General features: G+C 44.2%; 12 protein-coding genes and 1 rRNA gene. 9 read left to right on the top strand and 4 right to left on the bottom strand.

What is annotated here, in order from left to right; genetic code table 11:
* The first annotated feature begins 196 nt into the window (after positions 1-196).
* The 5 genes from HMPREF9140_RS07900 to dprA all read left to right on the top strand — a co-directional run bounded on the left by HMPREF9140_RS07900 (position 197) and on the right by dprA (position 6,351).
* Positions 197-865 (top strand): T9SS type B sorting domain-containing protein, encoded by a 669-nt coding sequence (locus HMPREF9140_RS07900; protein ID WP_006953163.1) that lies wholly within the window; start codon positions 197-199, stop codon positions 863-865.
* A gap of 8 nt (positions 866-873) precedes the next feature.
* Positions 874-3,750, top strand: a complete 2,877-nt coding sequence (gene uvrA, locus HMPREF9140_RS07895) for an excinuclease ABC subunit UvrA (protein ID WP_006953162.1) — start codon at positions 874-876, stop codon at positions 3,748-3,750.
* A gap of 150 nt (positions 3,751-3,900) precedes the next feature.
* Complete coding sequence (locus tag HMPREF9140_RS07890) at positions 3,901-4,668, top strand: hypothetical protein (RefSeq protein ID WP_006953161.1); 768 nt, start codon at positions 3,901-3,903, stop codon at positions 4,666-4,668.
* Between the two features lie 138 nt (positions 4,669-4,806).
* The gene (locus HMPREF9140_RS07885; protein ID WP_006953160.1) at positions 4,807-5,217 is read left to right on the top strand and encodes an acyl-CoA thioesterase; all 411 of its coding nucleotides are present in this window, start codon (positions 4,807-4,809) and stop codon (positions 5,215-5,217) included.
* Positions 5,218-5,220: 3 nt separating this feature from the next.
* The gene (dprA, locus tag HMPREF9140_RS07880) at positions 5,221-6,351 is read left to right on the top strand and encodes a DNA-processing protein DprA (RefSeq protein ID WP_018572094.1); all 1,131 of its coding nucleotides are present in this window, start codon (positions 5,221-5,223) and stop codon (positions 6,349-6,351) included.
* Between the two features lie 9 nt (positions 6,352-6,360).
* On the opposite strand, the gene HMPREF9140_RS07875 is transcribed toward dprA, so the two are convergent.
* The gene (locus tag HMPREF9140_RS07875; RefSeq protein WP_006953158.1) at positions 6,361-6,936 is read right to left on the bottom strand and encodes a chromate transporter; all 576 of its coding nucleotides are present in this window, start codon (positions 6,934-6,936) and stop codon (positions 6,361-6,363) included.
* 305 nt (positions 6,937-7,241) lie between these two features.
* Here HMPREF9140_RS07875 and HMPREF9140_RS07870 point away from each other — a divergent pair, with 305 nt between their 5' ends.
* On the top strand, positions 7,242-8,747 hold the full coding sequence (locus tag HMPREF9140_RS07870) for a glutamine synthetase family protein (protein WP_006953157.1): 1,506 nt from the start codon (positions 7,242-7,244) through the stop codon (positions 8,745-8,747).
* A 740-nt stretch (positions 8,748-9,487) separates the two neighbouring features.
* Here the strand turns inward: HMPREF9140_RS07870 and HMPREF9140_RS07865 are convergent.
* Together HMPREF9140_RS07865 and HMPREF9140_RS07860 are read right to left on the bottom strand one after the other, a co-directional pair.
* Positions 9,488-10,588, bottom strand: a complete 1,101-nt coding sequence (locus HMPREF9140_RS07865) for an endonuclease/exonuclease/phosphatase family protein (protein ID WP_006953156.1) — start codon at positions 10,586-10,588, stop codon at positions 9,488-9,490.
* 12 nt (positions 10,589-10,600) lie between these two features.
* The gene (locus tag HMPREF9140_RS07860; RefSeq protein WP_006953155.1) at positions 10,601-11,509 is read right to left on the bottom strand and encodes a rhomboid family intramembrane serine protease; all 909 of its coding nucleotides are present in this window, start codon (positions 11,507-11,509) and stop codon (positions 10,601-10,603) included.
* Between the two features lie 219 nt (positions 11,510-11,728).
* Between HMPREF9140_RS07860 and HMPREF9140_RS07855 the strand changes: the two genes are divergently transcribed.
* From HMPREF9140_RS07855 to HMPREF9140_RS07845, 3 genes are all read left to right on the top strand, one after another.
* Entirely contained in the window at positions 11,729-12,004 is a 276-nt protein-coding gene (locus HMPREF9140_RS07855) for an HU family DNA-binding protein (protein WP_006953154.1), read from the top strand.
* An 85-nt stretch (positions 12,005-12,089) separates the two neighbouring features.
* Entirely contained in the window at positions 12,090-12,551 is a 462-nt protein-coding gene (bcp, locus tag HMPREF9140_RS07850; protein WP_006953153.1) for a thioredoxin-dependent thiol peroxidase, read from the top strand.
* Positions 12,552-12,555: 4 nt separating this feature from the next.
* A complete protein-coding gene (locus HMPREF9140_RS07845) occupies positions 12,556-13,341 on the top strand; it encodes a TIGR02757 family protein (RefSeq protein WP_006953152.1) in 786 nt (261 codons plus the stop codon).
* A 617-nt stretch (positions 13,342-13,958) separates the two neighbouring features.
* On the opposite strand, the gene rrf is transcribed toward HMPREF9140_RS07845, so the two are convergent.
* A 5S ribosomal RNA gene (gene rrf / locus HMPREF9140_RS07840) occupies positions 13,959-14,071 on the bottom strand.
* Positions 14,072-14,263 lie beyond the last annotated feature (192 nt).

Below are 14,263 nucleotides of genomic sequence, written 5' to 3'. Positions count from 1 at the left end.
ACGTAGCAAAAATAGGCTAGGGTTGTTATATGTCTAGTAATTTGTGGTTAAAAAAATAAAAGAGATTTACATATTGTCTACTCTTTTCCTGCTTCGCCTACCGTCAGCCAGTGGAGCAAGCAGTGGTATTAGTGGCGAAGATATAACCACATAGAATTGCGTACATTTGCGAATCATAATTCTACAAACATCATATATGAAACAAACATTTGCTATAATAATCATGGCGTTCGCTTTCGCGTGGCAGATTAACTGCGTGGCGCAAGATTGCAATCCCTGCGGAGTTTACACCAACTCGGAGGGCAAAACCGATACTATAACATCAGCACAAGGATTCAGCGGCTCGGCCCCGCTTACGGTGACATTTAAAGCTAATCCGCCAACAAGCATCGACCCTGCAACGCACTTTGAATGGCACTTCGGCGAGCAAGGAAATCGAACAATGTTTATCAGATACGAAGCCGATACGCAATACACATTCAACGCAGCCGGAACTTTTGCCATGCGTCTATACGAAATATTGAATGGCGACACTATCAACATCTACGACCCCATAACCGTGACCATAAGCGAAAGCGAACTCCAAATGCCGAATGCTTTCTCGCCCAACGGCGATGGGGTGAACGATGTTTACAAGGCTAAGTCGGGCTACAAAAGCATAATCGAATTCCGTGCGGTGATTTTCAACCGCTGGGGACAGAAAATCTATGAATGGAACGACCCCTCCGGCGGATGGGACGGAACTTTCCAGGGACACGCCGTGCCCGATGGAACTTATTTCGTGAACGTCATGGCAAAGGGAGCCGACGGTAGAGTTTTCAAAATCAAACGCGATGTGAACCTGTTGAGAAGCTATATTGAATAACTCGAAGAATGAAAAATAAAATAGAAGTGCTCGGTTCGCGAGTGCATAATTTGAAGAATGTCGATGTGACGATTCCGCGCAACTCATTGGTGGTGTTCACGGGCTTGTCGGGCTCTGGAAAGAGTTCGCTGGCTTTCGATACCATCTTTGCCGAGGGGCAGCGGAGATACATCGAAACTTTCTCGGCCTACGCCCGGAATTTCCTTGGAAACACGGCACGTCCGGATGTAGACAAAATCACCGGTCTGTCGCCCGTTATATCCATCGAACAAAAGACAACAAACAAAAACCCGCGCTCAACCGTTGGAACCACAACGGAGATATACGATTATTTACGACTGCTCTATGCACGCGCCGGTGAGGCATACTCCTACAAAAGCGGAGCGCGAATGGTGAAATACACCGAGGAGCGAGTGGTCGACATGATTCTTAACGACTATCATGGACGGGCAATCTATCTGCTCGCACCGCTGGTTCGGAATCGTAAAGGCCACTATCGCGAACTCTTCGAACAGATGCGTCGGAAAGGCTATCTCAACATACGCGTCGACGGCGAAGTATTGGAACTCACGCGAGGAATGAAGGTCGACCGATACAAGAATCATAACATCGAAGTGGTTATCGACAAAATGAAACTCAGCGATACCAAGCTCGATAACCAACGCGAACGCTTAGCCCGAAGCGTGGCTGCGGCAATGAAACAGGGCGACTCGCTAATAATGATTATGGATAAAGAGTCGGGCGAAACAAAATATTTCTCTAAACGACTCATGGACCCTGAAACCGGTATAGCCTATAAGGAACCGGCACCGAACATCTTCTCGTTCAATTCGCCCGAAGGTGCCTGTCCGCATTGTAAAGGATTGGGAAGAATCGTGAAGATTGACATAAAAAAAGTGATTCCCGACCTACAGCAAAACATCTACAATGGTGGGATTGCACCACTCGGAAAGTACAGGAATCAAATGATATTTTGGCAAATCGATTCAATTCTCCAAAATCACAACTGTACTATCAAGACGCCTATAAAAGACATCCCGAAAGAGGCAATGGACGAAATCCTTTATGGCTCGCTGGGCAACATTAAGATATCGAAAGAGCTAGTTCATACAACGTCAGACTACTTCACGACGTTCGACGGAATTGTGAAGTATCTCACAAACGTTATGGAAAACGATGACTCTGCAGCCGGCAAGAAATGGGCCGACCAATTCACCGGCGAAACCATCTGTCCCGAATGCAACGGTACGCGACTCAATCGTGAGGCACTGGCCTATCGTATCTGGAACAAGAACATAGCCCAACTGGCCGAACTCGATATAAACGAGCTCAAAGAATGGGTCGACGAACTCGATAAGCATATCGATGAAAAGCAACGCGTCATAGCTACCGAGATAATCAAGGAAATCCGAAAACGAATCAACTTCCTCCTCGAAGTGGGGCTCGACTATCTGTCGCTCAACCGACAAAGCGCATCGCTCTCCGGAGGAGAAAGCCAGCGCATCCGACTGGCAACGCAAATTGGCTCGCAACTTGTTAATGTGCTTTATATACTCGACGAACCATCCATCGGACTACATCAGCGCGACAATCAGCGGCTCATCAAATCCCTCAAAGAACTACGTAACCTCGGTAATACCGTCGTCGTGGTTGAGCACGACGAAGACATGATGCGTGCCGCCGAGTGGATTGTCGACATCGGTCCGCTTGCCGGTCGAAAAGGAGGTGAAGTCGTATTCCAAGGCACGCCATCTGAAATGCTCCTTACCAATACCCTCACCGCCCAATATCTCAAAGGCGAACGCACCATAGATTTGCCTCCTAAGCGGCGCAAAGGCAACGGCCAGTTCATCAAACTCTATGGCTGTCGTGGTAACAACCTTAAAAATATCGATGTTGAATTTCCTCTGGGTACACTAATCGTTGTAACCGGTGTTTCAGGCTCTGGTAAAAGCACTCTCATCAACGAAACCCTCCAGCCCATCCTCTCGCAACACTTTTATCGCTCAACAAAAAAGCCCATGCCCTACGACCGAATCGAAGGCATTGAAAATATTGATAAGGTGGTCGACGTAGACCAAAGTCCCATCGGTCGAACTCCACGCAGTAATCCTGCAACCTATACCGGTGTTTTCTCCGACATACGCCGACTCTTCGTGAGTCTTCCCGAAGCAAAAATCAGAGGCTATAAACCCGGTCGATTCTCATTCAACGTCAAAGGAGGCCGATGCGAAACATGCGGCGGAAACGGATATAAAACCATTGAAATGAATTTTCTGCCTGATGTGATGGTGCCCTGTGAGGTGTGCCGTGGGAAGCGATATAACCGCGAAACAATGGAAGTGCGATTCAAGGGGAAATCCATCGCTGATGTGCTCGATATGACCGTAAATATGGCTGTGGAATTTTTTGAATCAGTTCCCCAGATACGTAAAAAGATTAAAGCTCTGCAAGACGTCGGTCTGGGCTACATCAAGCTCGGTCAAAGCTCCACCACCCTGTCCGGCGGCGAAAGCCAACGTGTGAAACTAGCTACCGAACTTGCCAAACGCGACACCGGACGCACACTCTACATTCTTGACGAACCTACTACCGGCCTTCATTTCGAAGACATCCGCATACTTATGCATGTACTCCAGCAGCTTGTCGACCGTGGTAATACGGTTCTCATTATCGAGCACAATCTAGATGTAATTAAGCTGGCCGACCATATAATCGATATGGGCCCAGAAGGCGGCCGTGGCGGCGGAACTGTTCTCTCCACTGGTACCCCCGAAGAGGTTGCCCAAAGCAAACTTGGCTTCACACCCGAATATATCGCCCGCCAATTGTCAGGTCATTCTAGCTGTACTATTCCCGATTCGGAGCAATCTAACATGCAATAGGTCGGTAGAATATTCACTCGTCTTAAAAAACTCGATGAGTCATTAGGTTGCAAAGCATGTTTGTGCTAATCTTGCAAAGAAATTTTCGTGTCATGCTTTAGTTAGCGATGCATGAATAATCTATTAATAACCTAATTAACGAAGAGTAGTATGAGAAAGAAATTATTGTTTGGAGCAGCAATTGCTCTTGTCGTGGGGATAATGTTTTCGTCGTGTGTGAAATCAGAGGGTGTAGCCAATACAAACTTTAGTAGTGACCCTTCTTATGTCGATTTGGCTCAAAGTATTGCCGAGTTTGATGCGAGCTTCCCGTCGTTATCAGATAATGAAGTTGACGATTCTGTAAGGCTAACTAATCCCGGAAAAATCAAGAAATCTTCAAGGAAGAATGTGAAAGGTCCGAAACCATTGTCTAGCCGAATTACTGGATCTAAAGTGGGGTGGATATGTGCCAAGGCTTTTATTAAAGCCATTAAGAAATATGATAAGGAGAAATTAGACCTGTCTACACTGTCTAAGGAACAATTTGAGGAACGCTTGTATAAAGATGTTTTCGAGGAAATTAAGAAATATATGGGTAAAGATTTTCCAGACATTGATTTAGCCACCTTTATACAGATGGTAAAAGCAAGCAAGAGGAATAATAAGGAAACCGAAAATCTGAACGAAGACGAAATGATAGAATATATTAGGAATATTAAGGAGGGCAAAAAGGAAGATATGACTTTGGTTGCTGATTATATAAATAAACTACGCTCCATTCCCGACATGAAAGCCCGAAGGAAATACGCCGCTGGCTATGTGAAGCTCATTAATGAATCGCAGATACCTGCCGAATCGAAGCAACAAATTCTAGACGTTACTTCCATTTTAGCCAGTGGGTTAAATATGCCTGGAGAAATAAGAAAGGAAGAATAATAAATTATTCCTATCACATATTGAAAAACCTCTGCAAATCCCGGAAAGGAGTTTGCGGAGGTTCTTCATTTTATATTAGTGAGAGATTTTGTTACGTCTACTTAATAACTTTGCATTCCATCAATCAAGACGTTTTCAATGAAAGAAAAACCCAACTACATTTTCGAAACCCGTATGGAGGTGCGCGACTATGAATGCGATATCGAGGGAATAGTGAACAATGCAAACTATCTGCACTACACCGAGCACACCCGCCACAGATTCCTGCGTTCGCTGGGAGTGAGTTTTGCCGAGCTGCATGAAAAAGGAACAGATGCTGTTGTGGCGCGAATGAATTTGGAATATAAAACGCCGCTCAGGTGCGACGACGAATTTGTGTCGCGCATGGCACTCAGAAAGGAAGGTGTGAGATATGTTTTCACGCACGACATTTTTCGACTTCCCGACGAACAACTGTGTTTCCATGCTACGGTCGATTTAGTGACGCTCATCAACGGACGCCTCGGCGTGAGCAAGGATTATGACGATACCTTCGCAAAAGTTCTATAAACAATGAATCAGGAAGAAATAATCAGCTCTATTATGTTGGCCCAGCTGGGCATTTCACGGCCGATGGCGATGTACGAACTCTATTCGCGTGTAGGCTCGGCTGCTAAAATTGTGAATGCGCGGGAGCACATTCGTGAAATATGTCCCGACATATCCGATCGCTTCGTGAAACTCCTATCAACTCTCGAACAGTTTAGAAAGCGGGCCGAAGAGGAGATGGAATATACCGAAAAACATCGTATAAAAGTACTTTGCATGCCCGATCCTAACTATCCACAACGGTTGAAAAACTGTCCCGACGCCCCGATGGTACTCTACAGTTTGGGCAATGCTAACCTCAATGCCCGTCACACGGTTAGCATCGTTGGTACACGGCATTGTACGGCCTACGGTAGAGAATTAGTTCAGGCTTTTGTTCGCGATTTAAAGAATCTATGCCCCGACGTGATAATTTTTAGCGGATTAGCCTATGGTATTGACGTTTCGGCTCATCGGGCAGCTCTCGATAATGGCCTTTCTACTGTGGGGATCGTGGCTCACGGGCTCGATGATATCTATCCACGTACGCATCGTGATACGGCAGCGGCTATGCTTAAAAATGGCGGATTGCTTACCGAATACACAACTCATACACAGCCGAAAGCCCATAATTTTGTTCAGCGTAATAGAATCGTAGCCGGCTGTACGGATGCAACTCTGTTGGTGGAGTCGGCACGTAAGGGTGGCGGACTGATAACCTGTCGGATAGCCCAGAGTTATGGTCGCGATGTATTTGCTTTTCCCGGAGCTGTCGGTGCAGAATATAGTGAAGGATGTAACAATCTAATACATAACAATACAGCCGGTCTGATTACATCGGCCGAAGATTTTGTGAAAGACATGAATTGGGAAACATCCGAAGAGTCAAAAAAGAAACGTAACCAAGGGATAGAACGCACCCTTTTTCCCGATCTATCGCCCGATGAGCAGCGGGTTGTTGACGTGCTTTCAAAGAACAACGACCTTCAGATAAATACCCTTGCTATACAGTCGGATACTCCTATCGCCCGTCTTTCAGCGATCCTTTTCGAACTCGAAATGAAAGGCGTGGTACAAACCATGGCTGGTGGAACTTACCATCTTCTCACACTCTGACCTGAACGGTTAATAAAGCAAGATTAATCCAGCCAGAGCCGAAGCGCAAATCATGTGAATTGGATTTATTTTGAGCCACATGGTGCCAACGAATGTTGCGGCAAAAAGAAACAAGCTAACTCCGAATTGCCACGGGTCAACACTGGGCAGAGAAAAGTTTTCGGCATTGCAAAGCAACAGCGTGGCTGCTCCTAACAAGCCCACTACCGTGGGACGAAGTACGCCGAAAACAGATTTCACCGCGCGTGTGTTCATATATTTCAGAAACATCTTACTTATCAGAATCATCAGAATGAGCGACGGAAGTACAAGAGCTATCGTTGCGGTTGCGCTGCCTAAAACGGCCATAGTATCGTTGTAGCCCATATTGTGCACAGCAGTGTAACCGCAGTAGGTGGCCGAATTTATTCCCACCGGTCCGGGCGTCATTTGCGATATGGCAACCACGTTTGTAAACTCGGCTGACGACATCCAATGGTGGCTAACAACGGTTTCGGTTTGAATGAGCGACAGCATTCCATATCCTCCTCCGAATCCGAAAAGCCCGATGACAAAGAACGTATAGAAGAGTTCGATATATATCATATTGTTTTTGAATAGAGACCACTTAATTCCAGCCGCAAAGATAATTCATCCTATTATATCAGGCAGTATGGACTTATACCCCATCCAAGCATATGTCTAGACTCTGCCTCAAGTCCTCCCTGATTTTGACTATAAGATGCTAATATCTCAGATATCATGACAATATGTAAGCTAAGTACCTCCGCTAACCCATGAATAAAGGAATTTGAGATTACGATTATTCATCTGAAACACTTGTACGTCTGGATTAATTACGTACATTTGCACCTATAACAATTCTAACAACTTAAACATCAAACACATTTATGGAAAATAACACCTTCGGCCTTTATGCAAATAAGATAGAGGCATTTCTAGGTAAATCCTCGAAAGAGTTCACGAAAGAAGACATCATCCGTGTTGTAAGAGAAATGGACATCAAGATGGTGAACTTCATGTATCCCGGTGGTGACGGTAGGTTGAAGACCCTAAACTTTATGCTCAACACACCCGATTATTTGGAGACCATTCTTACTTGCGGTGAGCGCGTTGACGGTTCTTCACTCTTTTCATTCATTCAGGCTGCAAGTAGCGACCTGTATGTGATGCCGCGTTTTTCTACTGCTTTCATCGATCCGTTTGAAGAGATTCCAACACTTTGTATGCTCTGCTCATTCTTCAATCGTGATGGCGAGCCGCTGGCATCATCACCCGAGCACACCCTAAAAAAAGCTATGGACGCTTTCACTAAAGTAACTGGTATGGAATTTCATGCGATGGGTGAGTTGGAATATTACGTTATTCGTCCCGACGAAGAGGTGTTTCCCGCTGTAGACCAGAAAGGCTATCACGAGAGTGCACCCTATGCTAAAGGTAACGACTTCCGCACACGTTGTATGCAAGCAATCGCCGAATGTGGAGGTAAGATAAAATATGGTCACTCGGAAGTTGGCAACTTCGTGGAAAACGGCGATTGCTACGAGCAAACCGAAATAGAATTCCTACCAGTTCCAGCAAACGAATGTGCTGAACAAATTCTGCTGGCCAAATGGATAATCCGCAACATGGGCTATCAGGAAGGACTCAACATCACCTTCGCTCCGAAAATAACTGTGGGGAAAGCCGGTTCAGGAATGCACGTTCACATGCGTATCATGAAAGATGGACGTAACCTTATGCTCGACGGCAATAAACTCTCCGAAAATGCTCGTAAGGCCATTGCCGGTATGATGAAACTCGCAGAGAGTATCACTGCATTCGGCAATAAGAATCCGACATCTTATTTCCGTCTCGTTCCCCATCAGGAAGCTCCCACGAATGTATGCTGGGGCATGAGCAACCGCTCGGTACTGGTACGTGTTCCGCTGGGCTGGACTTCAGGTAAAGATATGTGTCACGAGGCTAACCCGATAGAGCCGCTCACCAAGCGCGATTACAGTGAAAAGCAAACTGTTGAGATGCGTTCACCAGATGGCTCTGCCGACATCTACCAGCTTCTGGCCGGTTTATGTGTGGCTTGCCGTCATGGATTCGAATTACCCGATGCGCTGGAAGTAGCCGACAAAACTTTTGCTGACGGCGACATTCATGACCCGGAAAACGCCCAGCGTTTTGCCGCATTGACTCAGTTGCCCGACAGTTGTGCTGCTTCGGCTGACCGTCTGGAACAGCAGCGGGCTGTTTATGAGCAACACAGTGTGTTCTCACCTGCAATGATAGACGGCATAATTACCCAGTTACGCGCTTTCGACGACCGTACGCTTCGCAAAGATATTTCAGGCAACGATGAGGCTGTAGCTAAGCTTGTTGAGAAATATTTCCACTGCGGATAAAAACAGATTTCACTTTGTTTCATAATAGTTTTGTCCCGTAGGAACTCGAATTTCAAGTTCCTACGGGCTTTTTTTGTTGTAGACAATATTGTCCCAACCGTAAACGACTTCCAGGCCCGAACCCCGGACTAATGATGGAAATCTCAAAAACTTAAAGGAAGGAGTAGGGTAGAGGGAGAGTTTTCCATAAGTCTCAACCTGTTTTATTACTCTGGAAAGAGGTTAACCACACCAAAATTATTTTATAATAGCATCCGGAATGACACCATTTCTAAATATCGAACCCGTATTGTGTTTGTAATCGGGATAAAAAATGGTGTATGCCTGCTCACGCAGACACACACCTTGCCACTTAACTAAATAACTCAAAAAATTACTTGACTCAATTCTTATTGGCTGATTTTCATCACGAGAACGCGCCAAGAATTCGACTATTAACTTACTAATAACTAATCATGTGTATCATTAAATAGTACTTGAATTGATTTTGCAAAGATAAATCTTTCTTTTTTGTCTGCAAGAGTTTTGACAAAAAGTTTTGACAAATATTTGTGTCGAGATGTTAGTGAGCAAACCTAAATACTAGTTCGAATAAAGGGAAATACATTTGAAACCTATTTAATAATCGAAGAAATATGCACGTTGACCGTCTTCTTATTTCCTTACTTTTAATTCGATAGAATGAGATAAAAATCTTATACTAAAGTAGACCTAATTACATATCTGTAAATCATCAATGTTTAGATTCTTGGACGGTATTTCAACCAACAATAAATTGGGTAGTGGTCAGAGCGTTTCACGCGGTCATCGACTCGTGCCTCATATGGTTCGAGGTCGGATGAGCAGAGAATGTGGTCTATCCGAACGTACATTCCGCTTTTGTGATAGGAAAATCCTGGTCCAGTACCAGTAGAAATGTAGGCGTCGGTGAGACCGCGGGCCATTGTTCTGTGTACGTAACTGAGCGGACTATCGTTGAAATCACCGCAAACTATTACTGGGATATGTCTGTCGAGGTATCCTTTCACGTATTTTGACACGGCTTCAGCTTCAGGAGCACGCTTTGCAGAGGCTTCACCTAGTTTTTTGAGCAGATAGGTTGATTCGCCTTTGGCGGAGTGCGTGGGTAGGGGGTGTCTAATGAGCGATTTGAATCCTTCTTTATCTTGCGAGCTAAGATTATAGCTTTCAAGATGGTTATTGACGACGAGCATTTCGATACCTCTAACATTGAGCAGATAGGCTACGGTCATATTTCCTTTGGAATTGAAAGGAATAATTTCTTTTTTGATGATTGGATAGCGGCTCAGAAGCATCAAACACTCGGTTCGCGTTACAGGTTTTATGGTTGTGTCGCAGTATTGATAATGGGTTGCTAAACGATGTAGTACATCTTTCTCGCGAAGTTCCTGCAGACCTGCTTCTTGGAGACAAACTATGTCGGCTTTACTTCGGATGATATACTCAATAATAGGATTGGGTTCTCCATCGGGTATATTCCAAGGAGCGAAAAGAAATACATTATAGGAAAGGATTTTCAGCGAGCCATGGGGCTTTTCTTTAGGTAAATTGAAAGGGATATATTTGCGTATCGGGCCGAAACAGAGAAGAAAACCAAGGATCGGAAGCCATATCAGTCTACGACGGAAGAATATCCAGATTAACAGAAATCCAGTATTTAATACGAGCAGTATCGGAAAGCCAAGACCTAGGTTGGCCAGCATAGGATGATTTACCGGATTAAGCCGATCGATATGCCCGACAGATAGCATAATAATAATGACCAGTAGATTACCGGCCATTATTATTCGTCTGACAATCTTACGTGTCTTGTGCCCCATGAGTTAATTGATTTATCTCTTACTACTGTCGAAAAGACGTTGCTTTTCTTCTCTCGTCAGACTGTCGTAGCCGCTCTTTCGTACCTTATCGAGAATATTATCGATTTCATCCTGTTCTCGTTTTTTTCGTGCGTTGTATTCCCAGTCGCTCTCGGGTTTAGTTTGCGGCGACGCAGTTTGTCCTTTTTTATTTTCCCAATTAGTTCGCATTCTGTTGAAGAATTGCCGTCCTTTATTAGTTCCGAAGTCCCCATTGCCAGAATAGGGATGTTTGTGCCAATATCTTATGAGTATGAATCCGAACAACATTCCACCCAGATGAGCTAAATGCGCAACTCCATCGTTACTGGTTCCGAATGCAGAGAAAAGCTCCATAACCACAGAACCTATTATTATCCATTTGGCTTTAATGGGGATGGGAATTGGGATGATGAACATGCGTTCGTTGGGAAAGGTCATTCCGAAGGCGAGCAATATGGCATATATTGCGCCCGAAGCTCCTACGGTTGTCCACTGGTTGAGATAAGTTTCTACGGGAATCTTCATTGCACCAATCTGTACGAATTCATAAGCATTAAACCCTTCAGCCATATACGACACATATTGTGCCAGTTCCTGACAAACGCCGGCTCCGATTCCGCAAACAATATAATAGAAGAAAAACTTACGCGGCCCCCACACATTTTCCATAACCATTCCGAACATCCAAAGCATAAACATATTCATGAGAATGTGCATGAATCCGCCGTGCATAAACATATAAGTGAACAACTGCCAAAGCCTGAAATCGCCCGCAAGAAAAAAATGAAGTCCGAATAAATTATTCAAATCAACGCCCATTCCGCCGAGAATCTCGTAAGCAAAGAAAGCAAGGATATTGATGATGAGCAGATTTCTTGTAACTACAGGTATATTGCGCATATGCGTTAATCGATTAAGTGATGAAATCCTATAAAAACATGACAAAAGTATGAATTTTTTCCCTCAAGCCTACACAAAGTACATCCATTACCCTTTCATCAGTCACTCTAGCGGCTATTTTCCTAGCTTTTTGTTTGTGCTATAAAAGGAAACGCTTATATTTGCAGCACAGTTTTAATTTTTTATTTCCCAAATAATTAATCTATAATTCAAAAAAGTATGAACAAATCAGAATTGATTGAAAAGATTGCCGCCGGTGCAGGACTTAGCAAGGCTGACGCTAAAAAGGCATTAGATGCTACAACAGAAGCTATCAAAGGAGCACTCGTAGCAGGTGACAAAATCCAGCTAGTTGGTTTCGGAACCTTCTCCGTAACCGAACGTCCAGCTCATGAGGGAATCAACCCTGCCACAAAGCAGAAGATTCACATTGCAGCTAAGAAGGTTGCTAAATTCAAAGCCGGTGCAGAGCTAGCAGATGCCGTTAACAGATAATTTGCAAGACTATCTAACTTTATTTTTGTACGAAAACAGAGAGCGACTCTAGGAAGAGCCGCTCTCTTGTTTAAAAACAACGATTATGAACATAGGAGACAAAGCACCTGAACGGCTCGGAACAGACCAGGACGGAAAAGAAATCAAACTAAGCCATTATAAAGGGCAGAAACTCGTACTTTATTTTTATCCAAAAGACTCTACGTCGGGCTGCACAGCTGAAGCCTGTAACCTGCGTGACAACTACGACGAACTGCTCAGTCAAGGTTACGCAATTGTGGGAGTAAGTGTGCAGGACGAAAAATCGCACAAGAAATTCATCGAGAAAAACAACCTCCCTTTCCCCCTAATTGCCGACGTTGATAAAAAACTCAATGAAACATTCGGCGTATATGGTGAGAAAAGCATGTATGGTCGTAAGTATATGGGTACATTCCGAACCACCTTTATAATCGACGAAGCCGGAATAATCGAACGAATCATTGGCCCGAAAGAAATAAAAGTAAAGAATCACGCAGAACAAATTCTTGCTCCAAAAGCCGAATAAGTGCATGAGCGTCGACAACAATACAGCACAAAAACTCATAGCATACGCCGAGAAATACGAACACCCACAGTTCCTCCTCAACGATCCAGCCCAGTTTATGCATGCAGTCAAAGGCGTTAAGAATAAAGAAATAATGGCCTTCATTGCATCCGCTTTGAGTTATGGTGCCCGAAGCGCATTCATCAAACGGTTACATTTCTTACTTGATTGTACAATGGGTGTCCCCCACGACTGGATAATATCAGGCGAATACAGAAAACACATCCCCGACGATTCAGCCTGCTTCTATCGCCTCTATTCAAATCACCTCATGCTATCGTTTTTCGATACCCTGCGACAAATGATATACTCGCACGACAGTATCGGTCAGTTCGTTAGAACCACAATCAATCCCAACGCAAAGCTTGAAAACGGAAAGTTCAGAGCCATCGCCGCACTCGAGGCGATATGTACCTACTTTGCCGACCGAGAATCGAACAAAATCATCCCTAAAGACACCCGTTCGTGTTGTAAACGCCTCTGTATGTTTTTAAGATGGATGGTGCGCTCAAACTCCCCTGTCGATCTCGGTCTATGGTCTGACTTTATCGATCAGAGCACCCTCCTGCTTCCTCTTGATACTCATGTTGTTCATGAAGCGATAGAATTGGGATTGTTGAAGAGTAAAACTACTAGTATGGCTGCAGCCCAAAGATTAACCTCCACTCTTTCCGAAATATTTCCCGGTGACCCAACTAAAGCAGACTTCGCACTATTTGGTTACGGAGTAAACAAATCAAGAAAACTCTAAATATTGAACGTAATCATGGTTACGTTTTCTCTCTCTATTGGGGTAAATCAGTCATTAATACTTGGATAACTAATTCTCCGAACGCGTATAATGAGTTGTACGTATGTAATCGCTCGGATACACACGTTTATCCCCTAGAAATTACAGACGTATCCCATAGAGATTAAATACGTATCCCAGAGCGATTACTCCCGTATTCCATTCTATTTATATACGTATCCCATTCTATTTACTCCCGGAGTCCATTCTATTTATATACGTACTCTCATTGTTTTCTTAACCGAGAAATTGAATTATCATCATGATGAAAAATTAGTTTCATCATGATGATACAAACGTTTCATCGTGATGATACAAACGTTTCATCGTGATGATAAATTTGTGCCATCATGATGATAATTCAATTTCTCCAGTATGTCTATGATACAACTCCCTAATGTAAATAGAAGGGAGTACGTATATAAATAGAATGGAATAGGGACGTAATTTCTAGGAGATACGGGAATAGATACACGTGGACTCGGGAGTAGTTGGAAAGAGCTCCGGGAGTAATTTCCAGGGGTCTGGTATTACGAAGAATCCCTCGGGAGCTGTGCTTCCGAGGGATTTGGTTTTAAAGTGGGCAGCCTCCTACTCTCCCGCATTGCATTGCAGTACCATCGGCGCAATCGGGCTTAACTTCTCTGTTCGGAATGGGAAGAGGTGGAACACCGACGCAATAGCCACCCAAAGGGGGTTGACATTATTGACAGGCAAGATGTAATAAATAGTTTCCGCTTGAGGATGATTCTCTTTCAGGTCGGCTACGAGATTGGCTTTGCCTTGCTGGCTTGGCTTCTCGTATGACTTGTGATATTACTGAAAGTTCGAGGTTCTTTATATGAAAGTTTTTGGGCAATTAGTAGTGCTTGGCTTTGACGTC

Source organism: Prevotella micans F0438 (assembly GCF_000243035.1).
GTDB lineage: Bacteria > Bacteroidota > Bacteroidia > Bacteroidales > Bacteroidaceae > Prevotella > Prevotella micans.
This window is presented reverse-complemented; position numbering and strand designations above follow the sequence as displayed.

What these genes read in the sequence shown, in the direction of transcription:
- HMPREF9140_RS07845 (WP_006953152.1), top strand. Translation starts at nt 12,556, where the DNA reads ATGAGCGTCGACAACAATACAGCACAAAAACTCATAGCATACGCCGAG.
- HMPREF9140_RS07885 (WP_006953160.1), top strand. Translation starts at nt 4,807, where the DNA reads ATGAAAGAAAAACCCAACTACATTTTCGAAACCCGTATGGAGGTGCGC.
- HMPREF9140_RS07900 (WP_006953163.1), top strand. Translation starts at nt 197, where the DNA reads ATGAAACAAACATTTGCTATAATAATCATGGCGTTCGCTTTCGCGTGG.
- HMPREF9140_RS07875 (WP_006953158.1), bottom strand. Translation starts at nt 6,936, where the DNA reads ATGATATATATCGAACTCTTCTATACGTTCTTTGTCATCGGGCTTTTC.
- bcp (WP_006953153.1), top strand. Translation starts at nt 12,090, where the DNA reads ATGAACATAGGAGACAAAGCACCTGAACGGCTCGGAACAGACCAGGAC.
- HMPREF9140_RS07890 (WP_006953161.1), top strand. Translation starts at nt 3,901, where the DNA reads ATGAGAAAGAAATTATTGTTTGGAGCAGCAATTGCTCTTGTCGTGGGG.
- dprA (WP_018572094.1), top strand. Translation starts at nt 5,221, where the DNA reads ATGAATCAGGAAGAAATAATCAGCTCTATTATGTTGGCCCAGCTGGGC.
- HMPREF9140_RS07865 (WP_006953156.1), bottom strand. Translation starts at nt 10,588, where the DNA reads ATGGGGCACAAGACACGTAAGATTGTCAGACGAATAATAATGGCCGGT.
- HMPREF9140_RS07855 (WP_006953154.1), top strand. Translation starts at nt 11,729, where the DNA reads ATGAACAAATCAGAATTGATTGAAAAGATTGCCGCCGGTGCAGGACTT.
- uvrA (WP_006953162.1), top strand. Translation starts at nt 874, where the DNA reads ATGAAAAATAAAATAGAAGTGCTCGGTTCGCGAGTGCATAATTTGAAG.
- HMPREF9140_RS07870 (WP_006953157.1), top strand. Translation starts at nt 7,242, where the DNA reads ATGGAAAATAACACCTTCGGCCTTTATGCAAATAAGATAGAGGCATTT.
- HMPREF9140_RS07860 (WP_006953155.1), bottom strand. Translation starts at nt 11,509, where the DNA reads ATGCGCAATATACCTGTAGTTACAAGAAATCTGCTCATCATCAATATC.